Origin of the sequence: Labilithrix luteola, assembly GCF_001263205.1 — a bacterium.
Taxonomy (GTDB): Bacteria; Myxococcota_A; Polyangia; order Polyangiales; family Polyangiaceae; genus Labilithrix; species Labilithrix luteola.
On sequence record NZ_CP012333.1, the window covers coordinates 9,155,766 to 9,180,404 of the forward strand.

Here is a 24,639-nt window from a genome sequence, read left to right on the forward strand (position 1 = left end):
TTCAATCCTCCTGTGGGGGAAGTTTGATGTCTTTCAGTTCGGCGTCGAAAATCGCGATCGCCTTCTGAACGAGCTGGTGTTTCTCGACTGCCTGGCGCGCCTCGATGAGGGCCTGGCGCTTCTTCGCGGCGTCGAGCGAGGCGATGCTCGCGAGCTTGCTGCCGCGCTGGGTGACTTCGAGCGAGACGACCGTGTCCGCACCGAAGTACGCACGCGCCACCTCGGTGAGGATCAGCGACGCGTCGGTGTCGACCTTGCGCGAGTCCTCGAAGGACTCCGGCTCGAAGCCGAGGAGGATCTTCTCCGGCGTGATCGTGAGTGGCGCCGCGAGCTCGAGCGTCGAAGCGACGGCCGGCTTCACCTCGCGCAGCTTCGCCAGGATCGCGCGCCACGTCTGGATCATCGGCGAGTCGGCCGTCAGCGTGGGCGAGGGATCCGCGACGGGCGGAGCCGGCGGAGGCGGCGGTTCGACGACCGGTGAGCGCCTCTCTGCGAGGGCCAGCGCGCCATCGGTCTGGACCGTGGGGGCGGGCATGCCGGCTCGCGCCATGATCGGGCGCGGCGACGACGGAGGAGGCGGAGGAACGGGCGGAGGCGCGAACGCCGTGGGCGACGACGGAACCGGCGCCACCGCGCGCGGCGGGCCGAACTCCGACACGGTAGGGGCCGCGAAGATCGAAACGGGCCCGCCCGGCGGAGCTGCCTGAACCGCAGGCTCACGCGCTGTACGACCGCCAGAGCCACCCGAGCCTCCAGGGCCACCACCGCCGCCGCGCGTGGGTGGAGGCGCGCCTGTGGCGAGGCGCTTTTCGAGCTCGCCGAGGCGCGAGAGGAGCTCGTCGAGGGGCAAGAGGGCGGGGCGACGCGCGAGGCGCACGAGCGTCATTTCCAGCGCCGCGCGCACCTGACCGCTCTTGACGATCTCGTCGAAGCCCTTCGAAAGGCCCTGGAAGAGGCGGGTCAGATCGTCGGCGTCGGTCTTCTTCGCGAGCGCGAGGACGTCGGCCACCTCTTCATCGGCGAGGTCGAGGAGCTCGCGCGCCTTGTCCTCGGGACAGACCTTCGCCACCACCACGTTGCGCACGTGATGGAGCAAGTCGCGGCAGAGGTGGACGAGGTCGAAGCCCTGGCGGGCGACCGCGTCGAGCACCTCGAGCACGGTGGGCGCGTCGCCGGCGAGGATCGCGCCGGTGAGCTTGTTCATGATCTCGCGATCGGCGACGCCGAGCACGCGGGCCACGTCTTCGGCGGAGATTTTCTCGCTGCCGTACGCGATGACCTGGTCGAGCAGGCTCATCGCGTCGCGCATCGAGCCGGCGGCTTCACGCGCGAGGACACTGACGGCCGAGTCGTCCGCCGCGATGGTCTCCTTGCCGAGGACTTCCTTGAGGCGCTCGCCGATGCGCTTGGCCGAGACGAGCTTGAAGTCGTAGCGCTGGCAGCGGCTGAGGATCGTGACCGGGACTTTGTGAACCTCGGTCGTCGCGAAGATGAACTTCACGTGAGGAGGAGGTTCTTCGAGCGTCTTCAGGAACGCGTTCCAGGCCGCGTTCGAGAGCATGTGGACCTCGTCCACGATGTAAATCTTGAACCGGTCGCGCGCGGGTCGGAAGGCGAGGCCCTCCTGGAGGCGCCGGACCTCGTCGACGCCGTTGTAGCTCGCGCCGTCGATCTCCTGGACGTCCATGTCGACGCCCGCCGCGATCTCGGTGCAGGCCGCGCAGACCTGGCAGGGCGTGGCCGTCGGCCCGGTGGCCTTGCCGTCGGCACCGAGGCAGTTCAGGCATTTGGCGAGGATGCGCGCGCTCGTCGTCTTGCCTACACCGCGGACGCCCGTGAACAGGAACGCGTGGGCCACACGGTTCTGCGCGATGGCGTTTCCGAGCGTCTTCGTGACGTGCTCCTGCCCGACGAGGTCGTCGAAGGACTGGGGCCGGTATTTGCGAGCGAGAACGAGGTAGCTCACACCTGCTTTGCTAGCCCACCTCCCGCCCGGCGTCGACGGTCCTCCGCGCGAGCCTCTCGAGCCTCCCGCGGCGCAGCTGCGCCGCGCAACGCCGCTTGGAGAACGCCCGCGAGTTCCCGCAAGGGCTTTCCGAGGGGAGACTCGTTTCGCCAGATGAGCGCAATCGTCCTGCGGGGCGTCGGCGGCGACAGTGGCCGGATTTCGAGCTGAGCTCGACGGTTCTCGACCGGCACGGCCATTTGCGGAAGAAGCGTGGCGCCCGCGCCGCTCGAGACCATCTGCACGAGGGTGCCCAGGCTCGTGGCCCGCAGATCGGCCTCTTTCACGCCTGCTTTCGAGCAGAGGGCGAGCGCTTGGGTGCGAAAGCAGTGGCCGTCGTCGAGCAGGAGCACGTGCTCGCGTTCCAGCTCCTCCATGTCGATACGCTTGTGGCCGGCGAGGGGATGTCCGTGCGGAAGGGCCACGACGAACGGATCCTCGAGGATCACCGCATGGTCGAGATCCGGGCCCAGGTCGGCCTCGAGGGCGAGGAGCCCGGCATCGAGCTTCCCTTCACGGAGCTCGGCGACCACGTCGGGCGTTTTTTCTTCCCGGAGCGCGAGGCGCAGCTTCGGGTACTTCGCGGCAACGGCGGGCGTGACGTCGGGCAAGAGATAGGGCGCGACGGTGGGAATGACGCCGATGCGCAGCGTGCCCTCGAAAGGATCGCGCCGCCGCGAAACGGCCGATAGCAGGTCACCGACCTCGACGAGCACGCGCCTCGCCCGCGCGACGATCTCTTCGCCGGCAGGCGTGACGAGGACGCGACGGCGATCGCGTTCGAAGATGGTTACTCCGAGCACGGTCTCGAGCTGCTGGATCTGCGCACTCAGCGTGGGCTGCGAGACGTGCAGCTGAGCCGCCGCGCGATGGAAGCCGAGCGTGTCGGCCACGGCGACCACGTACTGCAGCTGCCGGATCGAGAGGTCGTTCGGCGTGGGGGCGGTGCGCGACATGATAGTCGGAGTCTATCACGTCAATCGATTCTTCGACTTTGAGCAATCACGAGGGCCGCCGTAGGTTCTCTTCACGATGAACGGAACGACGAACAAGCAAACCTTCGACGTGGCGGTGATCGGTGCAGGAACGGCAGGTCTCGCTGCGTATCGCGCAGCTCGAGCGGCCGGAGCCTCGGCCGTCCTCGTCGAAGGTGGCGCGCATGGAACGACCTGCGCGCGCGTCGGCTGCATGCCGAGCAAGCTCCTCATTGCTGCGGCGGACGCGGCGCACAAAGCTCGTGAAGCTGCGCCGTTCGGTTTGAGGACGACGGTCGAGGTGGACGGCAAGGCCGTCATGAATCGGCTCCGACACGAGCGCGATCGCTTCGTCGGCTTCGTCATCGCAGGTGTCGAGAAGATCCCGGCGGAGGACCACGTTCGCGGTTGGGCTTCGTTCGCGTCGCCCCACGTTCTCGACGTCGTGGTCACGCCGGGCGTTCACCAGCAAGTCGAAGCGAAGAGCATCGTCGTGGCCACGGGCTCACGCCCGCACGTTCCGGCGATGTTCGACCGCGTGCGCGACCGCGTCGCGTCGAACGAAGACGTCTTCACGTGGAAGGACCTTCCGAAGTCGGTGGTCGTCTTCGGCATGGGCATCATCGGCCTCGAGCTCGGTCAGGCTCTGCATCGTCTCGGCGTGCGCGTTCGGCTCTTCGGCCGCGGCGGTGCGATTGGTCTGCTCGGCGATCCGGTCGTCCGCGATGCTGCCCGCGAGATCTTCCAGAAGGAGCTCGCCGCCGATCCGGATGCGAAGATCGAGAGCGTCGCTCCCTCGGACGACGGTGGCGTCACCGTGACGTGGTTGGGCGCTGACGGCGTCGTCCACACCGAGACGTTCGAGAAGATCCTGGTCGCGGCCGGCCGCCGGCCGAACATCGATACGCTTCACCTCGAGAATGCAGGCATTGCGGCGGGCGCCACGCTCGATCGCGAGACCCTGCGGCTCGGCGAGAGCCACGTGTTCCTCGCGGGTGACGTGAACGACGAGCTACCTCTCTTGCACGAGGCGGCCGACGATGGATCGATTGCGGGAGCCAACGCCGCGCGCTATCCCGTGGTGACCCAAGGCGTCCGCCGGTCGGAGATCGGCATCGCCTTCACGGATCCCGGGCTCGCCGTGGTCGGCCCCGGCTTCGAAGAGCTCACCGCTCACAAGTCCGCTCACAAGTCCGCTCACAAGTCCATTGTCGCCGGCCTCGTCCGCTTCGAGGATCAGGGCCGCAGCCGCGTCATGCTCGAAAACCGCGGCGCGCTGCGCGTGTACGCGGACCCCAAGACCGGCACGTTCCTCGGTGCCGAGATGATCGCGCCTCGCGCCGAGCACCTCGCGCATCTCCTGGCATGGGCCCACCAGCAGAAGCTCACCATCGACCAGATGCTGGCCATGCCGTTCTACCACCCCGTCGTCGAGGAGGGCGTTCGCACCGCGCTCCGCGACGCCAAAGCCAAGCTCGCCGCGGGCGAGCAAGTCACCCGAGTCCAGTAAGGAGAAGAGAAAAATGCAGAAGAAAGTTCCGTTCGAGAGCAGTGAAGGCAAGCGTGTCCCCGAGGTGACCTTCCGCACGCGCGAGGACGCGCAATGGAAGAACGTCTCCACCAAGGACGTCTTCGCGGGCAAGAAGGTCGTCGTCTTCGCGCTCCCCGGCGCCTTCACGCCGACCTGCTCGAGCAGCCACGTCCCGCGTTACAACGAGCTCGCGCCGGCGCTTCGCGCGCAGGGCGTCGACAGCATCGTCTGCATCTCGGTGAATGACGCGTTCGTCATGGCCGAGTGGGCGAAGGACCAGGAGGCGGAGGAGATCGTCTTCCTCCCGGACGGCAACGCGGAGTTCACGGCGGGCATGGGCATGCTCGTCGACAAGCAGCACCTCGGCTTCGGCCAGCGCTCGTGGCGTTACTCGATGCTCGTCGACGACGGGGTCGTGACCAAGATGTTCATCGAGCCCGACGTCGAAGGCGACCCGTTCGAGGTCTCCGATGCCGACACGATGCTCCGCCACCTCGCGCCGGACGCGAAGGCCCCGGCGGACATCCTGATGATCGGCCGCGAAGGTTGCTCGTTCTGTGCGAAGGCACGCGATCTCCTCGACAAGCGCGGCCTGCGCTACGAAGAGGTCCCCGCGACGCCGCGTCGTCTCCGCGCCTCCAGCGGCCGCACGACGACCCCGCAGATCTTCATCGACGGCAAACACATCGGCGGCGCCGAAGACCTCGCCCTCTATCTCGGCGAGTAAGAGCGCGGCGCTCTCGACGCGCACAAGGACGAAGCGACGGCTTTCCGGAATTCGGGAGGCCGTCGCTTCCTCATTTCGAGATCTGCGAGGTGCCCGCGGCTACGTGCGCGAATCGCTTGCGAGGGTGGGGGACAAGGTGATGCTCGGCGCGAACGATGGCCATTCCCAATGGGCGGCGATCTCGGGTCAACGCGAGTTGATGTGGAACTTGTGGCGTGCTCTGATCCGACCGTGAGCATTCGTGATCCGCTTCTCGCGGCGGAACGTGCGGAACTCCTTCGGGCAAAACGACCTCGCGTCGGCTTGCCGACAATCTCGAAGCCACGGCGGCCGCTGCCGGTTCTCTCGGAGCCGCGGCAGCGCGATCGAAGCATCCGGCCGCGTCATGCGGTGTGGGAGATCACGTTGCGGTGCGATCAGGCATGTCGGCACTGTGGCTCTCGAGCGGGCGTCGAGCGACCGAACGAGCTGACGACGGAGGAGTGCCTCGACCTCGTCCGTCAAATCGCCGAGCTCGGCGTGATGGAGGTCACCCTGATCGGGGGCGAGGCGTATCTGCGTCCCGACTTCGTCCAGATTGTGCGGGCCATCCGTTCCCACGGTATGCACTGCACGATGACGACGGGCGGTCGCGGGCTCAGCCCGACGCTCGCCCGAGAGGCCGCCGCTGCGGGTCTGGGGAGCGCCAGTGTCTCGATCGATGGAGCCGAGGAGACGCACGATCGACTGCGCGGGGCGAAGGGCTCGCATCGAGACGCGATCGCCGCGATGCGTGCGCTTCGCGAGGCGGGGGTACGCCTCACGGTGAACACCCAGATCAACCGCCTGAGCCTCGTTGATCTCCCGAGCATTTTGGAGATGCTCGTGAGAGAGGGGGCCGAGGCATGGCAGATCATGCTGACCGTCGCGATGGGCCGCGCTGCTGACGAGCCGGACGTCCTGCTCCAGCCGTACGACTTACTCGACCTCTTCCCGCTGCTCGACACGCTAGCAGCACGATGTGAAGAGCACGGCGTGCGGCTCTATCCCGGCAACAACCTCGGCTACTTCGGCCCCTACGAGAGCCGACTTCGCGGGACGTTGCCGCGTGGTCACGGGACCTCCTGCTCGGCCGGACGTGGCACCCTCGGCATCGAGTCGGACGGTCTCGTGAAGGGCTGTCCCTCGCTTCCTTCCGAGCAGTGGGGTGGAGGAACGGTTCGCGATCACTCCCTCGTGGACCTTTGGGAGCGTGCATCCGCGCTTCGATATACGCGCGATCGCACCGTGGAAGATCTGACCGGCTTCTGCCGAACTTGCTACTACGCAGACATATGCCGCGCCGGATGCACGTGGACCACATCCGTGCTCTTCGGGCGGCCGGGCGACAATCCGTACTGCCATCACCGCGCGCTCGAGCGCGATCGTGAAGGGCTCCGCGAGAGACTCGTCCGACGGCAACCGGCCCCCGGTGAGCCGTTCGATCATGGAATTTTCGAGCTGATTGTCGAACCTGTGCCTGGAGAGAAAGAAGCGAATTCATGAGCCAGCTGGAAGCGTGTCCGCACTGCCATCGCCACGTGAAGATCAGCGAATCGTCGTGCCCTTTTTGTGCTTGTTCGCTGGTTGATGCCTTCGCGAACCGCGCGCCACGCGTCGCGCCGCGAACGCGGCTCGGGCGTGCAGCGACGTTCGCTTTCGGAGTCGGAGTCGCGATGACCCAAGGAGCATGCTCCTCCGACGACGGCAAGAGCGACACGGCAGAGCGCCCCGACTCCGTCCTGGACGACGCTGGACCGGATGGCGGATCGGATGGCGGCGGATCGGATGGCGGATCGGACGCAGGTACTCCGCAGAACGGCGATTACGACGGGGGCGGGATTCCGATCTATGCGGCGGCACCGACGAGCGATGACGGCACGCGACTCGTCAGTCGCCCGTCGCGTGGTCGGTCGACGAATTCCTGAGCACGGCTCGACGGCGCGGCTCACGAGGTCCTACGAAAAGACGATGCGACGGAGGCGACGGCTCCCGAAATTGGGAGGCCGTCGCTTCGTTTGTGCGCGGCGTGGTGCCAGCACGGCAGCGCACGTCAACCTAGCGGGCGCAGCGCGACGTCCAGGATCCGGTCGACGTCGAACCTCGACTTCCGCTTCCCGGCGCCCTCCTCGATGACCAGCGTGGCAAGGCCATGCACGGTGCACCAAAGCGACTCCGCGACGATGTCCGGCGCGAGCTTGCGCTGGGGCTCGACCCACGCCGCCACTTGGTCGCGCAGGAGGGTGAAGGCGTGCTGCCCAATGGCTTCGAGCTCGGGGTGCCGCCGTTCGAACATCGACCAAGGCGAAAACATGACCGCGAAGAGGCGCGGGCGTGACTCGGCAAAGCGGAGGTAGGCCTTGAGCATCGCGCGAACGCCTTCGCGGGGCTTCGGGGTCTTCGCGTTTTCCAGCTCGGCGTTCAGCACCTCGAAGCCCTCTTTCGCCAGCGCCGCGAGGAGCCCTTCGCGATCGCCGAAGCGGTGACTCACGGCCGTCGGATACACGCCCGCTTGCTTGGCGACCGCGCGAAGACTCAGGCCCCGCGCGCCTTCCCGTTCGAGAGCCGTCCGTGCAGCGGCCAACACCTCTTCGGCCAATTGAGGATGGTGAAAGGCCGCACGGCTGCGCGTGGGCGTGAACGAGCGGCTCATGCCTTCGAATCTAGCGTCTTCATTTGATTTGTACACCGTCCAAATTGCGCTACGGTGAGCGCATGATCGCCGCCGAACTTCGTCCCATCGTCGAGCACCTTCCTCCGCGCCGCCCGAACGCCGATGTCGCCGAGACGCGCCGAGCGTTTCGAAGCCTGGTGGCGAAAAGCGAGCGCCCCGACCCGCGCATTCGGACCGAGAACTTCGTCGCCAACGGCGTTCCGATCACGTGCTTTCGACCGGCCGAGCCGCGGAGCGCAAAGCGCCCGATCGTCGTCTTCATGCACGGCGGCGGCTTCGTCTACGGCAGCGCCGCCGATGCCTCGCTGTCCGCCGCGTCGCTCGTTCCCGAGCTCGACGCGACGATCATCTCCGTCGAATACCGCCTCGCCCCGGAGCACCTCTTTCCCGCGGGCGTGGAGGATTGCTACGCGGCGCTCGTGTGGACGGCGGCGAACGCGGAAGCGCTCGGTTGCGATCCGTCACGGCTCGCCGTCATGGGGCCTTCGGCAGGCGGCTGCCTCGCCGCGGCGACGGCGCTCCTCGCACGCGATCGGGGAGGTCCGGCCATCGCGTTTCAGTGTCTTCAGATCCCCGCCCTCGACGATCGACGAACCAGCCATTCGGCGCGCACGGTGGAGGATCCTCGGCTCATCGACGCCGCGGCAGCACGGGCCACGTGGGACCGCTATCTCGGCGCCGATCGCACGAACGTCTCACCGTACGCCGCGCCGCTCCGCGCGGAGAACCTCTCGGGCCTTCCGCCTGCGTACATTCAAACCTGCGAATTCGATCCGTACCGTGACGACGGCCTCGACTACGCGCGCCGCTTGATCGAGGCCGGCGTCTCCACGGAGCTCTACAACGTGCCTGGCAGCTTTCACGCGTTCGAGCTCTTCGCGCCGGAAAGCACGCTCGCGCGCGATACGCGCGCGCACTGGATGGCCGCGATGCAACGCGCGCTCGGCTGAGATCGCGCTCGCGCACACGAGCGCGAATCGCTGTGGGCGCGGCCCAGAGAGAGTTCACAGGAAGCAGCCATAACCTCCGTCAAGAGCTGACAGGCAGCTCGGGGGACCATTTTCGGCCTGTGCGCGCCATCGAGTTCAGGATGGTGAGCATCTTTCGCATGCACGCCGTCAGGGCGACTTTGGCCGGCTTCGTGGCGCGAAGCCGGTCGAAGAACGCCTTGATGAGCGGATTGCATTTCAGCGATGCGACGCAGGCCATGTAGAGCGCACTGCGCACGGTCGTGCGGCCGCCGCGGACGCGACGCTTGCCGGTGTGGCCCCCGCTATCGTGATTGAAGGGCGCAAGGCCAGCGAGCGCGGCGATGCACTTGCGAGTAAGCCTTCCGAGCTCCGGCAGATCCGAGATCAGAGTCCGAGCGGTGACCGGTCCGATGCCGGGGACGGAGCGAAGTAGGTCCTCCTTTTCCTTCCACAGAGGACTCTTCTGCAGCTGAGCGCGTGTCGTCTCGTCGAGCGACTCAAGCTGCTCCTCGAGAAATTCGATCGTCCGCCGGATGCTCTTCACCGCTTTTTCGCCGCCGACCTTTCGCGTGATGCTGAACGTCGCGAGCCGATTCTTCTCGGTGGCCAACATCGAGACGAGCTGACGCCGACGAAGCAAAAGAGCCTCCAATTCCAGCGTTTCTTCGTCCGGAACTGGCTGTGGTGTGGGTGTCGTAGCAGCCCCGAATCGCGCGATGACGTTCGCGTCGATCGCGTCAGTCTTCGCCAGGATGCCGAGGGCTTTCGCGTAATGTCGAACCTGACTCGGACTGACCACCGCGACGGGAAGCTTCGCGCTGCCGAGAGCGAGAACGACGTCGAGCTCGAAACCTCCACTGGCTTCGAGCACGACGAGCTTGGGTTTCATTTCCATCAGGCGCTGGAGAAGCTGGGTCTGACCTTCCTCCGTGTTGCCGACACGGAAGACGGTCTTTCCGTCCTCACTTGCCACATCGAGATGATCTTTCGAGACGTCGATGCCGATGTACTGGGTCACGACTTCCTCCATGCGAGGGGGACGCGACCTTCCTCCCGATGCCCGGTCTTGTAACGTGATTCGAGCTCTCCGCTTTGGGAGGCTCACACAGCCATTCGAGCTCGTTGGGAGTAGGTCCTTCGTACGACGAGTCTTGCTTCCTGTCGGCCTCTCAGGACCTTGGCGGAATCGATCTGTCGTACGAAGGATCTTTTTACCGCGCGGAACGCCGCGCGAGGACGGGGATCTATACAAGGGCGGAAGATCGGAAGGGGACCTCGCCTCGCTTGCATCCGCTGGCCTTGTGGTGCTCGTGAATTGCTTCGCAATTCACTCGCGTGGGGGGAGTCTCGGTCGCCTCCGACCGCCACCTTCCGACGTTGCAAGGTGATCGCGACCAGCCCATGCCTCCGTTCGCGCTCGCAGGATGCGTGTCGGCTCCGACGTCGGAAGGTGATTGTTGGTTGCGACGGAGGTCACTCCTCCGCGAGTCTAGAAGTCCTCGTCCACTCGCACCCCGCAGGCGAGCGGCTGGGCGGCGGTTCGAACCACCCGCATGCGGTAGGCGAGCGGCTGGGCGACGGTTCGAACCTATCCCTGGGCCGCGCGCGACCGCCTCGCCGACGGTTCGAACCATTCGCGGGCGGCGGTTCGCCTTCGCCTCCACCTGCGAGCGCGCTGAACAGCAGCGTGTTTTGCTCGGTCGTGAGTTCGGCGAGCTCCGCGTTCGCGACGAGGGCGGTTAACGGTATGCCTCGTAGATTCGCATCGCGAACGCACCGGCCTTCGTCGCAAGCGCCTCCTTTCTGAGCGCGGCGAGTGGCGATGGGAGGCGGTCCGTGCCCCCGAACCGCTTCGCGTATGCCGGCGGCATGATCAGCGGACCGGCGAGGGCCGCGAAGGTGAGGTCGGCGGCCGTGAACGCGTCGCCCGCGAGCGTGCTGCGACCGTCGGCGAGTCGCTCGTTCACCGCAGCGAAGACCTCGTCGATCACCGCCTTCGATCGCGCGGCGCCAGCCTCGTCGATCTTGAGCCCGAAGCGGATGGCACGCCGGATCGCCCATCCAAACGCCCGCACGCCGCGCGCCTCCCACGCTGGCACATCGGTCGTGAGAACCTCCTCGGCGTAGCTCGGATCGCCTCGCAGCACGTGGAAGTACCCCACGCGTCGCGTCGCGGGCCCGAGCTTGCGATCGAACATCGACACGAGGGGCTCGACCTCGGGCATGTCGGGCGGGAAGTACGGCTCAGGAGGCCGACCGTGCGCGTCGACCCACCGGAGCACGTCGGTCGACTCCGGGAAGACACCGTCGTCGGTCACGAGCACCGGCACGGTGCGCCCACCGCCAGCGCCGAGCGCGCCGCGCCACGCAAAGATGGGCGCGTGCATCTCTTCGAGAAACTTCACGCCGCCGCGCTCGAGCGCCCAGCGTGCCTTCTCGCAGTAGTGGCTGTAGGGGATGGTGACGAGACGCGGGGTCGGCACGGCGTCCCTTTTAGCGCGGACTTACGCGCATGACGAAGGGCGCCCAGTCTGCACCGAGCTCGACTGTCGCTGAGCTCGCCGATCGACGGCATCCGAGGTGCTCGTCGGCGGGTGATGCATCGACGAACGTGGGGCGTGATGCTGCTCTTGGGGGCGAACGTCGTCATCGCTCCCCTGGATCACGCAATCGCCAGCGGGACCAGCGGCGCCACCGCGACGGGCGACGTCGCATTCCAGCTGCAGATCGATCCCAAGCGCAAGGGCACGATCCGCTGTGCTTTGTATCGCGATGAAAAGACGTGGCTTGGCGATACGCCATTCCGCACCGCCGTCGCGTCGCCTTCCGCACCGTTGGTCACGTGCCGCTTTCGCAATGTGCCCAAGGGCAACTACGCCGCCGCAGCGCTTCACGACGAAGACGACAACAAGAAGATGACCAAGAACGTCCTCGGACTCCCAACCGAGGGATATGCCGCCTCTCGAAACGCGCACGTCGGCGTCCTTGGGCCTCCCAAATGGGACGCGGCCGTCTTCGCCCACCGCAGCGGCGAGCACACGGTCGAGCGGGCGGAAATGAAGTACTGAAGGCGTACGGCGTACGGCGCCCTGTCTTGCGTGTCGGCTCTAGCCGAGGACGACGACGGCAAGCGCAATGGCCGCCGGGATCGCCTGCACGAAGAGAATTCGCTTGGACGCCGTCAGGCCACCGAAGAGGCCGGCAAGCAGAACGCAGCCGAGGAAAAAGAGCCGGAGAGGCCGGACCATCCCATCACCGGCGAAGAAGCTCCACGCCAGCCCGGCCGCCAGAAACAGATTGTAGAGGCCCTGATTCGAAGCGAGAACCGCGGACTCCTTGGCGAAGGCCTCGGTCGTTCCGAAGCGTTTACGCACGAACGGCGTCGTCCAGAGAAACATCTCGAGGACAGCGAAGCCGACGTGTTCGAGCGCGACGAAGGCGACGAGCGCGGATGCAACGATGGGCACGCCTCAGCGTACCGCGAGACGTCGCCGGAAACACTGGATGGCCGCGATGCAACGTGCGCTCGGCTGAGATCGCACTCGCGCACACGAACGCGAATCGCTGTCAGGTCGGCCCAGAGAGAGTTCACAGGAAGGGCGGAAGATCGGAAGGGGGCGTCGCCTCGCTTGCGTCCAGTCGCCTTGTGGTGCTCGTGAATTGCTTCGCAATTCACTCGCGTGGGTGAGTCACGGTGGCCTCCGACTGCCGCCTTCCGACGCTGCAAGGTGATCGCGAGCAGCCCAAATCCTCCGCTCGCGCTCGCAGGATGCCAGTCGGCGCCGACGTCGGAAGGTGGTTGTCGGTCGCGTGAGAGATCACTTCCTCCGCGAGTGAATTCCGAAGGAATTCACGAGCACCACGAGGCCACACGACGGAAGTGAGGCGGGAGGCCCCCTTCCGATCTTCCGCCCTTCCTGTGAAATTCTCACGCGTCTTCGGCAGGTGACGATTCTCGCGCAAGAATTCGCGATGCCCCAGCGGTGCAGGCTCCGGGATTACAAAACGATGAAGCGACGGCGTCCTCGAGGGAGCCGTCGCTTCGCGTGCTTTTCGTGAAGGAGACGCTTACGCGTTCTTCTTCAGCTCGGTGACGAGCTCGGGGACCGCGTTGAAGAGGTCCGCGACGAGGCCGTAGTCGGCGACCTGGAAGATCGGGGCGTCGGGATCCTTGTTGATCGCGACGATCGTCTTCGAGCCCTTCATGCCGGCGAGGTGCTGGATGGCGCCCGAGATGCCGATGGCGAAGTAGAGCTGCGGGGCGACGACGCGACCCGTCTGACCGACCTGGAGCTCCGGCGGAGCGTAGCCGGCGTCGCACGCGGCGCGGCTCGCGCCGACGGCGGCGTTGAGGAGGTTGGCGAGCGGATCGAGGACGCTGGCGAACTGCTCTTTGAGAGCGCGGCCGCCGGAGACGATGACGCGGGCCTCGCCGAGGTCGGGACGCTCGCTCTTCGCGGTTTCCATCGAGACGAACTCGACGCGATCCGCCGCGGCGTCCTTGCCGGCGACGGCGACGTCTTCGACGGGGCTCGCACCGCCCGAGGGCTCGGCGGCCGAGAACTCGCTCTGGCGGACGCTGACGACCTGGACGGGCGTGTTGATCTGGCAGTTGCCGTACGCGTTGCCGGCGAAGACCGGGCGGCGATACGTGAGCTTGCCGCCATCGACCTTCACGTTGCTGATGTCCGGCGCGTAGCCGGCGCCGAGCTTGGCCGCGACGCGCGGGGCGACGTCCTTGCCGAACGAGCTGGCGGTGACGACGACCACGTCGAAGCCGCCGCTTTTGGCGACCGCGGCGATGGTGGGCGACACGCGCTCGGCGAGGCCGTTCTGGAGGTACGCGTCGTCGCACGCGAGGACCTTCGCGGCGCCGAAGCCGGTCACTTCGGCAGCGGCTGCCTTGGAGCCCGGTCCGAGGACGAGGATGGTGAAGGGAGCGCCGACGTTGCGGGCGAAGGTGATGGCCGAGTGCGTGGACTTACGCACTTTGCCTTCGTGCATCTCCGCGATGACGAGAACATTTGCCATGACGTGCTCCTACCTCAGAGAACCTTGGCTTCGGACTTGAGCTTCTCGACGAGCTCCGGAACGCTTTTGACCTTGATACCGGCCTTGCGCGCGGGCGGAAGCTCGAAACCCGTGTACGTGATCTTGAGCGCGGTGTCGCTCGCGAGATCCGCGAGCTTCATCTCGACGAGCGGCTTCTTCTTGGCCGCCATGATCGCCATGAGCGCCGCGAAGCGAACGCCTTCGGGGTAGTTGTGGCTGTCGGCCGTGTGCTTCGACTTCACGCTCTTCGGCGCGACGATGCGAAGGTCGACCGAGACCACCGCCGGAAGGGTGACGCGGAGGTTGATGGTGCCGCCGTCGACTTCGCGGCCGACGATGAGCGACTTGTCGTCTTCGCTCTTGATGGTGCCGGCGAACGTCGCCTGCGGCCAGCCGAGGTACTCGGCGAGGAGCTGACCGACCTGGTTCGAGTCGCCGTCGACCGCCTGCTTGCCGCAGAGAACGAGGTCCGGCTTCTCTTTCTCGACGAGCGCCTTCAGGGCGCGGGCGACGAGGTCGCCGTCGAGCTGATCGTCGGTCGCGTCGATGCGGATCGCGCGATCGGCGCCCGTGGCGAGCGCGCCGCGGAGCGTGGTCTCCGTGTCTTTGCCGCCGAACGTGACGACGACGACTTCACCGAGACGAGCCTTCGTGTTGGCGCCGTTCTCCGTGAGACGGAGCGCGGTCTCGACCGCATACTCGTCGAAGGGGTTCGGTTTCCACTCGAGACCCGTGGTCTCGAGCTTCCCGGCGTTGACCTTCACCTTGTTCGCGTTGTCCGGATCGGCGACGCGCTTCAGCGGAACGAGGATCTTCATGCGACCTGCCCAACCTGGCTGATGAACGACCGCGATCCGGAATGAATCGCGATTCAGTTAGCGCGTTTTAAGGCGGGGCAGCGGTTGGTGTCAACCGGTGAAGCCAGCCCATCGAGTCATGCGGGCCTCGGTGTTGCGCCCCATCAACCTGAAGCGCGGCGACGCGCCGACGACGCGGGCAGGTGACGTGCTAAGAAGGGGCTCATGCCTCTGACGTGCGACTTCCTTGTCATTGGAAGTGGGATCGCGGGTCTTTCTTTCGCGCTCGAAGCCGCCGACCACGGGGAGGTCATCGTCGTCACCAAGCGCGCCCGCGACGACGCGAACACCACCTGGGCCCAGGGCGGAATTGCCGCCGTGCTTGCCGAAGGCGACACCTTCGAGGCCCATATCCAGGACACCATCGTCGCCGGCGGCGGGATCAACCACCCGCGGGCCGTCGAGCTCTGCGTTCGCGAAGCGCCGGACCGAATCCGGATGCTGCAGGAGATCGGCGCCAACTTCGACGTCGCACAAAGCTACGCGAGCGCCGACGACTCGAGCCCGCGTTTGCCCGACGCCGGAACCGACCTCGACCTGCACCTCGAAGGCGGCCACAGCGCGCGCCGCATCGTGCACAAGGCCGACATGACCGGCCGCGAGGTCGAACGCGCGCTCGTCGAGGCCGTCTCGCAGAAGAAGAACATTCGCATCCTCGAAGATCACATGGCGATCGACCTGATCACCATGTCGAACTTCGGAGGCCCCGAGGTCTGCGCGGGCGTCTACGCCCTCGACACCGAGAACGGGCACGTCGCCACGATTCTCGCGCGTGCCACGGTGCTCGCGTCGGGTGGAGCAGGGAAGGTCTACCTCTACACGACCAACCCCGACGTCGCGACGGGCGACGGTCTCGCGATGGCGTTCCGCGCCGGCGCCGAGGTCGCGAACATGGAATTTTACCAGTTCCACCCGACCTGCCTCTTCCACCCGCAGTCGAAGAACTTCCTCATCACCGAAGCGCTCCGCGGCGAAGGCGCGATTCTCCGTCGTCTGGACGGCACGCCGTTCATGAAGGAGTACGACCCGCGTGCGGAGCTCGCGCCGCGTGACATCGTCGCCCGCGCCATCGACCACGAGATGAAGCGCACCGGCGCCGAGTACGTGCACCTCGACATCACGCACCGCGATCCGAGCTTCGTGAAGTCGCACTTTCCTGGGATTTACGCCCAGTGCATGAGCTTCGGTCTCGACATCACGAGCCAGCCCATCCCGGTCGTTCCGGCCGCGCACTTCTGCTGCGGAGGCATCGCCACCGATCTCGACGGGCGTACGACCATCCCCGGTCTATGGGCCATCGGCGAGTGCGCGCACACGGGGCTCCACGGCGCCAACCGCCTGGCGTCGAACTCGCTCCTCGAAGGCCTCGTCTTCGCCCACCGCGCGGCGCAAGCCCTGGCGACGATCGACAAGAGCGGCCCGTTCCCCGAAGTTCCCGAGTGGAACGTCGGTGAGGCCGTGCCCAGCGACGAGGCGGTCGTCATCACCCAGAACTGGGACGAGCTCCGCCGCTTGATGTGGAACTACGTCGGCATCGTCCGCTCCGACAAGCGCCTTCGTCGTGCGGCAAGGCGCATCGCGCTCCTGCAGGACGAGATCGCGGAGTACTACTGGAAGTACTTCGTTACGCGCGACCTGCTCGAGCTCCGCAACATCGCGACGGTCGCGCAGCTCGTGGTCGAGTGCGCAGCGGCGCGCCGGGAGAGCCGCGGTCTGCACTTCACCATCGATTACCCGCAGACGGATCCCAAGTCGGCGCGCGATATCGTGGTCAAGCGCGGAGTGCCGGCCCACTACGCGACGTTCCGCGGCCCGGCGAGCGGAGTCTAGGCGTGGACGATAGTTCGGAAGAGCCGCGCTCGAGGCCTCTCTCGTTCCTGGGGGCGGCCGGGTGGACGCTCATCGTCCTCTCGCTGCTCCAGCTGTCGCTGGCCATCACCGAGTCGGCGCATCCAGGCGCGGTCACCGACCTCGTTTCGATTGCCACGTGCACCGTTCTCGCGCACTCGATCGTGATCTTCGCGATCCTGCGGCTGCACGAGCCGAATGGTTCGATCCGCGCCGTCCTCGCGCTGAAGCCCGCGTCGCCCGCGTTCTTCGCGCTCGCGGCGGCCGTCGGTGCGGGCCTCGCGCCCGGGGCCATTCGGCTGAATGCGCTCCTGCAGGAGAAGTATCCACCGTCCCCGGAGGACGCCGAGAAGCTCGAGAAGATCTTCGCGACGAACACGCTCGGCCACCGCGTGGCGGTCTTCGTCGTGCTCGTGCTCGTGCTGCCGGCATGCACCGAGTTTCTCTTCCGCGGTGCGCTCTTCACGCTCCTCAAGCGCGGGCGCCGCACGGACATCGTCATCGTCGCGACGTCGGCCTATCACGCCCTCATGGGGACGGTGACCGCGCCCGGGATGGCGTCGACCTTGGCGCTGGCCCTGACGCTCGGCTGGATGCGCGCGCTCACGGGGAGCGTGCTTCCGTCGCTTCTCTGCAGCATGGTTTTTTTCGGCGTCGAGGTCGTTCCGTACGCGCTCGGTCACGACGAGGTCCATTGGCGCGTGCCCATGATCGCGGGCGGACTCGGCCTCGCGGCAATCGCGCTCGTTGCGATGGCGGCCCTCGGGCGACGAAGCGCACCGTCGTTCGAAGACTGACGCGCGGCACGAACGACCGAACGCGCACGCCACGCTCGTCGGTCGCGTGAGCGCGCGAGCGAGGCAAGCCTCGACGCAGCATCGACGCACCTCGAGGTTCTCCGCGGCGAGCGCAGGCCATGCGTGCGGCATGCATTGTCTATCCGCGACTCTGGGGGTGGGCACCCCCGTTGCACTCGTGGCTCTGCCCTCGATGGCGATGGTGACCTCGACGGTCCGATCGCTCTCTCGAAAGGAGACACGAGCATGCGAAATCTCGTCAAACTGACCGTGGTCATGACTGCGTTCGCTGCGCTCGCGGCGTGCGGAGGATCGAACGAGCCCGCCAAGGAGCCGTCGATGGAGAACCCGACGCCGTCGATGACGGCGCCCGCACCCACGACGACGTCGACGGGCGAGCCCATCACGCCGCCGGAGACGGCCAATCCACCCACCTCGAGCATGGGGGGCGGTATGGACGGCACCATGGGCGGTATGCAGCCTGGCGGCATGCAGCAGGGAACGACCGGCACCTCCGGCATGGGCGGTGAGACCGGCACGATGGGCGCGAAGGAGAAGATGACCGACTCCGACATCGCGGCGGTCGTCAATGCCGCGAACAGTGGCCAGATGGAGCTCGCGCAGCTCGCGGCGAAGAACGCCCAGAGCGGTCAGGTGAAGAGCTTCGCGTCGATGATGGTCACGCAGCAGAAGGACGTCGCGAACAAGGCGAAGACCGTCGAGCAGACGGCGAGGATCGCGCCGACCGACAACGACGTGTCCCTCCAGCTGAAGAGCGATACCGAGACGACGCTCACGACGCTCAAGGGGCAGAAGGGCAAGGACTTCGACCGGACGTACATGGACTCGCAGGTGAAGATCCAGCGCGAGGTCCTCGATACGATCGACAACAAGCTCATGCCGGCGGCTCAGAACGGCGAGCTGAAGACCCACCTCACGGACGTCCGCAAGAAGGTCTCGGACAACCTGACCAAGGCCCAGCAGATCGACGACAAGCTCAACTCGTCGTCCACGGGCACGGCCCCGGCCGGTGGTACCAAGAAGGGCACCACCACGAAGCCGAACCAGTAAGCCGTTGCTTCGAGCGGCCGCGAACCGCTCGTCGAATCAGCTCGTGTAGAGCGGTTCGACGAGCGCGAAGCGGACGGCGGGTGAGAGACGGTACCGCGTGCGGCCGTGCTCGCCCGCGTCGCGTACGCGTTCGATAGCCGCGGGATCGCCGAGGAGATCGCGGACGCGCGAGATGAGCACGCGGACGCGATGTTCGGCGTCGGCCGATTCGGGCCCGGGGCCGCCTGCGGCGCGGAGGATTTCTTCCGCCGAGAGGCCTTCACGGGCGCGGCGAAGGAGCTGCACCACGAGAGGCTCGAGCGCACGACGGCGTTCGAGCGAGACCTCGCGGCCCTCGATGCGGAGCTGGTGGGCGATGGTGTCGACGATGAGGGTTGCGCCCTCCGTCGCCGCGTTCATCTCCGTCGAGCGCACGCGCGTCACGCCCTGAGGCGTGGTCACGTAGATGAGCGACTCGCTGTCCGGCATGCGTTCGAGCTCGGACGAGTCGTCGGCGCCGAGGCTCGCGCTAAGGCTCGTCATGGTGGGCATCGAAACGCGCGACGGCGGCGGAACGCTCGGGAACGAGCCTCGCGACGGCGGCGGAACGCTTGCCGAGCGCGGAGCCGGAATGCTCGGCGGTGCCATGCCGGTGGCGATGACGGCGATCATCTTTTCGGCATAGCGGACGACGCGGCTGTCGCCGCTCTTGAGCGCGCCGTGCCAGAGCGTGGCGCTCGCTTGACGGTCGGGGAAGACCCAGCCGTGGCGATCGCCCGAAAGCGCCGCACGTTCGGTGGCGACGCGGGCGACCTCGTTTTCACCGAGGGCCGCCGCGCAGCGTGCGATGACGAGGTTCAGCGAACCGGTCACGAACGCGTCGGGGAGGCGCTCCGCGTGAGGCATCGCCGTGTCGAGCGCCTCGCGTGGACTTCCGCAGGCTTCGAGCGTGCGGGCACGCGTGGCCACGAGGTCCTGGTCGTCGATGGCGTCGACCTGGAAGAGGTCCGAGCGCAGCTTGTCGGTGCGGGCGAGCCACTGCTTGGCGGCCTGCGCGCGACCGAGCATGGCGAGCGCCATGGTTCGGTGACCCGCAAGCTGGTAGCGCAGCGTGGGCTGCTCCAGATCGCCGAGCGCCGCGTGGGCGTCGTCGAGGGCTTGGAGGGCCGCAAGCGGCTTGTCCGCCGCGATCTCGACGATCGCGAGGACGTCGTACGCGTCGGCGTGACGCCAGCCCGCGGCGATTTCCGCGGCGATCTGGCAGGCGCCTTCAGCGCTCGCGCGCGCATCGTCGAACTGACCGATCGAGCCGAGCGCGATCGCGAGGTTGCCGTGCGCACGCATGGCCGCGAGACCGCGGGCAGGGGAGCGCTGGAGAGCGACGCCGTAGTGCTTCCCGGCCGTTCGCGGATCCGCGAGGCGCATGGCCAAGTGGCCGAGCGACATCGACACCGCCACACGCCACGCGCCGTCTTCGAGCCGCTCCGCGACATGCTCCGCCAGACGAAGCGCCGCCTGCGCCGGCTGAACACGGTTCAGACGGAGCTCGAGCTGCGCGCTCGTGAGGTGCATGTCGAGCTGCTCGCGAAGGCCCGCGCCGCGCGGGGCGACCGCAAGTGCGCGAGAAGCCTGGCGGAGCTCCGCTTCGGCGTGGTCGGACCGGCCGTCGATCGTGCACAGAATCGCGCGTTCGATCGCGAGACGTGCCGTGTCGAGCGGGTTCCACGTCGACGGCGAGCTCGGAAGCGAGGCCGCGAGATCACGTGCTTTGTCGACTCGACCCGTCTCGCGGTACGCCCGAAGCAGGCGAACGGCGAGGGCAGGGTCGAGGCGCGAGCGGCCGCTCAGCAGCTGCTCGGTCCACGTGACCATGTATTGCGCCTCATCGGCCGCGGCGAGGCGGTCGAGGAGTTGCGTGACGGCGTGCATCGGAACGCCATCCATTCCTGGCGTGGAGGCCATCCGCCCGTCCGATATCGGCGATGGCGGAATGCTTCCACGTTGGGAAGGAGGCGCGACGTTCGTACGTTGGGAAGCCGGTGGCAGGCTTCCCCTCGTCGAAGGCGGCGGCAGACTCGCCCGCGTGGAGGGCGGGGGAATGCTTCCGCGGGCTTCTGAGGCCGGCGCGCGCGCAGGTGTAGCCGGCACCGTACCGGCCCCTGCTCCCGTTACAGTCGGAGCGTTCGGGGCGGTCGGAACGGGTGCCGTCGACGGCGGAGGGATTGTGGGTAGGAAGGCGCGACGCGCCATGCGGGGATCTTACCTTGGGTCTCCGAACATCACCAGCCCATCGGATGGGCCTCACGTCGATCCTTCAAGGATGCCTTCGACGCGTTGCGTTCAGGCCGCACGATGACGCTCTGAGGGCTGCAAAACGGGGGTTGGCGGCGATTTCGCGGTCGGCCGCCATGGAGTAGTGTGCGCGATCAGCATGCAGCCGGCCACGTCGGAAAACGAATCGCCGTCGTTGTCTTGTCCCCCCGAGGCGCCCGCCGAGCCTGCTTCGGGCCTGCTTCGGGCGCTCGCTGACGACGGGGCGCTCGATGGGGGCGAGCCCGCGTTTCGCCAGGCAGCGAACATGGCCGTCGCCGCGTACCGCGCGATGGTGCGGTTGCGACTGCTCTCGGCGCGCATGGTCGAACTGCAGCGATCGGAGAAGATCGCCTTCCACGCTTCGTCGATCGGGGAAGAAGCGGTCATCGTGGCGTCCGCGCTCGGCGTTCGCGCCGACGACTGGCTCTTCCCGGGCGTGCGCGAGTGGGGAGCGGCCGTCGTTCGAGGCCTGCCCATCGCGGCCTACGTGCACCACGCGTTCGGGACGGCGCTCGATCCAGCGAAGGGCCATTCTCCGCCCGATCATCCTCCCGCTCGACGTTTCAACGTCGCCCCGGCGAGCGGCGTCGTCGGCGCGCACGCTCCCCAGGCCGTCGGGGCCGCCTGGTCGGCCAAGGTCCGAAAGGACCGCGTGGCCACGCTCGCCATCTTCGGCGACGGCGCGACGAGCACGGGCGACTTCCACAACGCGATGAACTTCGCGGGCGTTCTCAAGGCGCCGTGCGTGCTCGTGTGCCGCAACAACGGGCACGCCGTGAGCACGCCGCAAGCGCGCCAGACGAAGACCGAAACGTTCGCCGAAAAGGCCGTGGCGTACGGCGTCGCGAGTGCGCGTGTCGACGGCTCCGACGTCCTCGCGGTCCTCGCCGTGGTGCGCGCCGCGATCGCGCGGGCCGACGAAGGGAAGGGGCCTACGCTCGTCGAGGCGGTGACGACGCCGGCATCGGGCGCGGCTCTCGAGGGCGCCGATCTGCTCGCCCTCGGTCCCAACGATCCCATCGTTCGTCTCCGGCGCTTCCTCGATCGTGAAGGAGCGCTCGACGCCGCGTCGGCCGAGGCGATCGTGCGTGAAGCGCGCGCCGAGATCGATACGGCGGTTGCCGAGGCCGAGGCGGCCGAAAAGCCCGCCAAGCGAACCATCTTCGAAGACGTGTATGCCGATGTGCCGGCGCACCTCGTCGAACAACAGCGAACTCTCGCGTATGCAGAAGGGGGGCGGTCGTGACTCAGCTCGAGAGCGATCGAACGGTCAGCGATTCTCGCAATACGGGCGCCGCAAACGAACGCCAGATGAACCTGGTCCAGGCCATCAACGACGCGCTCCGTCTGGAGATGAAGCGAGACTCTCGCGTCGTCGTCCTCGGAGAAGACGTCGGGCGCGTGGGCGGCGTTTTCCGTGTCACGCAGGGCCTGTGGGACGAGTTCGGCGACGATCGCGTGATCGACACGCCGCTCTCCGAAGGCGGCATTCTCGGCACGGCCATCGGGATGGCGCTCTACGGCATGGTGCCGGTGCCGGAGATCCAGTTCGCCGACTTCATTTTCCCCGGCTACGACCAGATCGTCAGCGAGCTGGCCAAGATGCGGTGGCGCTCGGGCGGCGAGTACGCGTCGAAGATGGTCGTCCGCACGCCCGTCGGCGGCGGCATTCGCGGCGGCCTCTACCACTCGCAGTCACCCGAATCGCTCTTCATCCACGTCGCCGGCTTGAAGGTCGTGTGCCCTTCGAATCCGTACGACGCGAAGGGGCTCTTGCTCGCGTCGATTCGCGATCCCGATCCGGTTCTCTTCTTCGAGCCGAAACGCATCTACCGCGCGGCGCGCGGTGAGGTGCCGGAGGGCGACTACACGGTCGAGCTCGGCAAGGCCAAGGTCGTCCGTGAAGTGCCCGCGAGCAAGCGCGACCGCGCGGTGACGATCCTCGCGTGGGGAGCCATGCTCTACGAGGCGATCGCCGCGGCGGACAAGGCGCACGAGCAAGGCATCGAGTGCGAGATCGTCGACCTGCGCACGTTGTGGCCTGTCGACATCGACACGATCGCTGCGAGTGTGAAGAAGACCGGGCGCGTGATCGTGGTACACGAGGCTCCGAAGACCTGCGGCTTCGGCGCGGAGCTCGTCGCTCTCGTCAACGAACGCTGCTTCGTCCACTTGGAAGCGCCGCCGGTGCGCGTCACCGGATTCGACACACCATTCCCATACACACTCGAGATGGATTACCTCCCACTCGCTCACCGCATCCTTCCGGTCATCGTGGAGACGTCGCGCTACTGATCGCTCGAAGACTTCCGGATGCGTGAGGAGCTGGAGCTCCGCCGTTTTTGACTCCCGTTCGCGTCTCGAGACGGAACGGGCTTGGTTCAAGGTTTCGAAAGAGGAAATCGAACATGGCTCGCTGGGAATTCAAGCTGCCGGACATCGGCGAGGGAGTCACCGAGGGCGAGATCGTCAGCTGGCTGATCAAGCCGGGCGATAGCGTCAAGGAAGACCAGCCGATGGTCGAGGTCATGACCGACAAGGCCACGGTGACGATCACGTCGCCGAAGGCGGGCAAGGTCCTCGAGACGCACGGCGCTCCTGGAACGGTGGTCGCCGTCCACGGCGTCCTCGTCGTCTTCGATCTTGGCGGCGACGCCCCGGCGGAAGAGAAGCCGGCGGCGCACGCCAACGGCAATGGCCACGCGAACGGCCACACGAACGGCCACGGAAACGGGACGGCCGAGCCCGCAGCCACCGCGGTCGGCGACATCAAGGAAACGCTCCCCGGCATGGGCGGCAGCCCGGCCCGTAGCTCGGGCGGCGCTGCCGCTGGCGGCCTCGCCACGGGCTACTTCAACGACAAGCCGCTCGCCACGCCGGCGACGCGCAAGCTCGCACGCGACAACAACGTCGACCTGCGCTCGGTCCCGCCGACCGGCCCGCAAGGCCGCACGACGAAGGCCGACGTCGAGACGTTCCTCCGGTCCCCGGCTCCCGTCGCGCCTGCGGCCGCTCCCGCGCCGGTTCAGGCTCCCGCGCGTGACGCCGTGAAGATCACCGCGCCCACGCCCGCGCAAGCGGCGCTCGAGGAGCGCGTTCCCTTCGCCGGTGTCCGCCGCAAGATTGCGCAGAAGATGGCGCAGTCGAAGCACACGGCGGCGCACTTCACGTTCGTCGAGGAGTGCAACGCGGGCGCTCTCAAGGAGCTCCGCGCGCGCCTCAAGCCGGCCGCCGAAGCGCAGGGCGTGAAGCTCACGTTCTTGCCCTTCATCGTCAAGGCCGTCGTCGCCGCGCTCAAGAAGCGCCCGATCCTCAACAGCGCGATCGACGAGACCACGAACGAGCTCGTCTACCGCAAGTACTACAACATCGGCATCGCGGCCTCGACCGACGCCGGGCTCATCGTCCCCGTCGTCAAAGACGCCGATCGCAAGAGCCTCGTCGAGATCGCGCGCGAGATCGAGCGCCTCGCGTCGGACGCGAAGGCGGGCAAGGCGAAGGCCGAAGACCTCTCCGGCTCGACCTTCACCATCACGTCGCTCGGCGCCGAAGGCGGCCTCTTCGCGACGCCGATCCTCAACTTCCCCGAGGTCGGCATCCTCGGCGTCCACCAGATGAAGCAGAAGCCGGTCGTCAAAGACGGCCAGATCGTCATCGGCGACGTCATGCTGCTCTCGCTCTCGTTCGACCACCGCGTGGTCGACGGGCACGTCGGCGCAGGCTTCGCCTACGACGTCATCCACTTCCTCGAGAACCCGGACCGCCTCTTCCTCGAGATGGCGTGATCGGACGGCGAGCCGCGGAGCTTGCGTGAACGAAGGG

General features: G+C 67.1%; 21 protein-coding genes. 12 read left to right on the forward strand and 9 right to left on the reverse strand.

The window, feature by feature from the left end:
• Position 1 precedes the first annotated feature (1 nt).
• Positions 2-1,966, reverse strand: coding sequence for a DNA polymerase III subunit gamma/tau (dnaX, locus tag AKJ09_RS39675; RefSeq protein ID WP_146653030.1), 1,965 nt, complete (start codon positions 1,964-1,966; stop codon positions 2-4).
• Positions 1,963-2,961, reverse strand: a complete 999-nt coding sequence (locus AKJ09_RS39680; protein ID WP_146653031.1) for a LysR substrate-binding domain-containing protein — start codon at positions 2,959-2,961, stop codon at positions 1,963-1,965. The genes dnaX and AKJ09_RS39680 overlap by 4 nt, the downstream gene beginning before the upstream one ends.
• 76 nt (positions 2,962-3,037) lie before the next feature.
• Between AKJ09_RS39680 and AKJ09_RS39685 the strand changes: the two genes are divergently transcribed.
• From AKJ09_RS39685 to AKJ09_RS39700, 4 genes are all read left to right on the forward strand, one after another.
• The gene (locus AKJ09_RS39685; protein ID WP_146653032.1) at positions 3,038-4,489 is read left to right on the forward strand and encodes a dihydrolipoyl dehydrogenase; all 1,452 of its coding nucleotides are present in this window, start codon (positions 3,038-3,040) and stop codon (positions 4,487-4,489) included.
• A 13-nt stretch (positions 4,490-4,502) separates the two neighbouring features.
• Positions 4,503-5,237 (forward strand): glutathione peroxidase, encoded by a 735-nt coding sequence (locus AKJ09_RS39690; RefSeq protein WP_146653033.1) that lies wholly within the window; start codon positions 4,503-4,505, stop codon positions 5,235-5,237.
• A 231-nt stretch (positions 5,238-5,468) separates the two neighbouring features.
• Positions 5,469-6,761, forward strand: a complete 1,293-nt coding sequence (locus AKJ09_RS39695; protein WP_169928234.1) for a radical SAM/SPASM domain-containing protein — start codon at positions 5,469-5,471, stop codon at positions 6,759-6,761.
• Between the two features lie 170 nt (positions 6,762-6,931).
• The gene (locus AKJ09_RS39700; protein WP_146653035.1) at positions 6,932-7,183 is read left to right on the forward strand and encodes a hypothetical protein; all 252 of its coding nucleotides are present in this window, start codon (positions 6,932-6,934) and stop codon (positions 7,181-7,183) included.
• 125 nt (positions 7,184-7,308) lie between these two features.
• Here AKJ09_RS39700 and AKJ09_RS39705 read toward each other — a convergent pair whose 3' ends face one another.
• Positions 7,309-7,908 (reverse strand): TetR/AcrR family transcriptional regulator, encoded by a 600-nt coding sequence (locus AKJ09_RS39705; protein ID WP_146653036.1) that lies wholly within the window; start codon positions 7,906-7,908, stop codon positions 7,309-7,311.
• Positions 7,909-7,970: 62 nt separating this feature from the next.
• Between AKJ09_RS39705 and AKJ09_RS39710 the strand changes: the two genes are divergently transcribed.
• Positions 7,971-8,879 carry an alpha/beta hydrolase gene (locus AKJ09_RS39710; RefSeq protein ID WP_146653037.1) on the forward strand — a complete coding sequence of 303 codons (909 nt, stop codon included), beginning with the start codon at positions 7,971-7,973 and terminating at the stop codon, positions 8,877-8,879.
• A 79-nt stretch (positions 8,880-8,958) separates the two neighbouring features.
• On the opposite strand, the gene AKJ09_RS39715 is transcribed toward AKJ09_RS39710, so the two are convergent.
• Positions 8,959-9,930 carry an IS110 family RNA-guided transposase gene (locus tag AKJ09_RS39715; protein WP_146645479.1) on the reverse strand — a complete coding sequence of 324 codons (972 nt, stop codon included), beginning with the start codon at positions 9,928-9,930 and terminating at the stop codon, positions 8,959-8,961.
• 709 nt (positions 9,931-10,639) lie between these two features.
• On the reverse strand, positions 10,640-11,383 hold the full coding sequence (locus AKJ09_RS39720) for a glutathione S-transferase N-terminal domain-containing protein (protein ID WP_146653038.1): 744 nt from the start codon (positions 11,381-11,383) through the stop codon (positions 10,640-10,642).
• Positions 11,384-11,497: 114 nt separating this feature from the next.
• On the opposite strand from AKJ09_RS39720, the gene AKJ09_RS39725 reads away from it, so the two are divergent.
• The gene (locus AKJ09_RS39725; RefSeq protein WP_146653039.1) at positions 11,498-11,968 is read left to right on the forward strand and encodes a DUF2141 domain-containing protein; all 471 of its coding nucleotides are present in this window, start codon (positions 11,498-11,500) and stop codon (positions 11,966-11,968) included.
• A gap of 39 nt (positions 11,969-12,007) precedes the next feature.
• On the opposite strand, the gene AKJ09_RS39730 is transcribed toward AKJ09_RS39725, so the two are convergent.
• From AKJ09_RS39730 to AKJ09_RS39740, 3 genes are all read right to left on the reverse strand, one after another.
• Positions 12,008-12,367: a DUF1304 domain-containing protein gene (locus tag AKJ09_RS39730; protein ID WP_146653040.1), complete on the reverse strand. Its 360-nt coding sequence runs from the start codon at positions 12,365-12,367 to the stop codon at positions 12,008-12,010.
• A gap of 601 nt (positions 12,368-12,968) precedes the next feature.
• A complete protein-coding gene (locus AKJ09_RS39735; protein ID WP_146653041.1) occupies positions 12,969-13,931 on the reverse strand; it encodes an electron transfer flavoprotein subunit alpha/FixB family protein in 963 nt (320 codons plus the stop codon).
• Positions 13,932-13,945: 14 nt separating this feature from the next.
• Complete coding sequence (locus AKJ09_RS39740) at positions 13,946-14,770, reverse strand: electron transfer flavoprotein subunit beta/FixA family protein (RefSeq protein WP_146653042.1); 825 nt, start codon at positions 14,768-14,770, stop codon at positions 13,946-13,948.
• A gap of 204 nt (positions 14,771-14,974) precedes the next feature.
• On the opposite strand from AKJ09_RS39740, the gene nadB reads away from it, so the two are divergent.
• From nadB to AKJ09_RS39755, 3 genes are all read left to right on the forward strand, one after another.
• Positions 14,975-16,639: an L-aspartate oxidase gene (gene nadB, locus AKJ09_RS39745; RefSeq protein WP_146653043.1), complete on the forward strand. Its 1,665-nt coding sequence runs from the start codon at positions 14,975-14,977 to the stop codon at positions 16,637-16,639.
• 2 nt (positions 16,640-16,641) lie between these two features.
• Entirely contained in the window at positions 16,642-17,454 is an 813-nt protein-coding gene (locus AKJ09_RS39750) for a CPBP family intramembrane glutamic endopeptidase (RefSeq protein WP_169928235.1), read from the forward strand.
• A 246-nt stretch (positions 17,455-17,700) separates the two neighbouring features.
• Complete coding sequence (locus AKJ09_RS39755) at positions 17,701-18,525, forward strand: DUF4142 domain-containing protein (protein WP_146653045.1); 825 nt, start codon at positions 17,701-17,703, stop codon at positions 18,523-18,525.
• A gap of 36 nt (positions 18,526-18,561) precedes the next feature.
• Here AKJ09_RS39755 and AKJ09_RS39760 read toward each other — a convergent pair whose 3' ends face one another.
• A complete protein-coding gene (locus tag AKJ09_RS39760; RefSeq protein WP_146653046.1) occupies positions 18,562-20,466 on the reverse strand; it encodes a hypothetical protein in 1,905 nt (634 codons plus the stop codon).
• A gap of 505 nt (positions 20,467-20,971) precedes the next feature.
• On the opposite strand from AKJ09_RS39760, the gene AKJ09_RS39765 reads away from it, so the two are divergent.
• From AKJ09_RS39765 to AKJ09_RS39775, 3 genes are all read left to right on the forward strand, one after another.
• The gene (locus AKJ09_RS39765) at positions 20,972-22,063 is read left to right on the forward strand and encodes a thiamine pyrophosphate-dependent dehydrogenase E1 component subunit alpha (protein WP_169928236.1); all 1,092 of its coding nucleotides are present in this window, start codon (positions 20,972-20,974) and stop codon (positions 22,061-22,063) included.
• A gap of 65 nt (positions 22,064-22,128) precedes the next feature.
• Positions 22,129-23,112, forward strand: a complete 984-nt coding sequence (locus AKJ09_RS39770; protein WP_146656109.1) for a transketolase C-terminal domain-containing protein — start codon at positions 22,129-22,131, stop codon at positions 23,110-23,112.
• A gap of 113 nt (positions 23,113-23,225) precedes the next feature.
• Complete coding sequence (locus tag AKJ09_RS39775) at positions 23,226-24,602, forward strand: dihydrolipoamide acetyltransferase family protein (protein WP_146653048.1); 1,377 nt, start codon at positions 23,226-23,228, stop codon at positions 24,600-24,602.
• Positions 24,603-24,639: the final 37 nt, after the last annotated feature.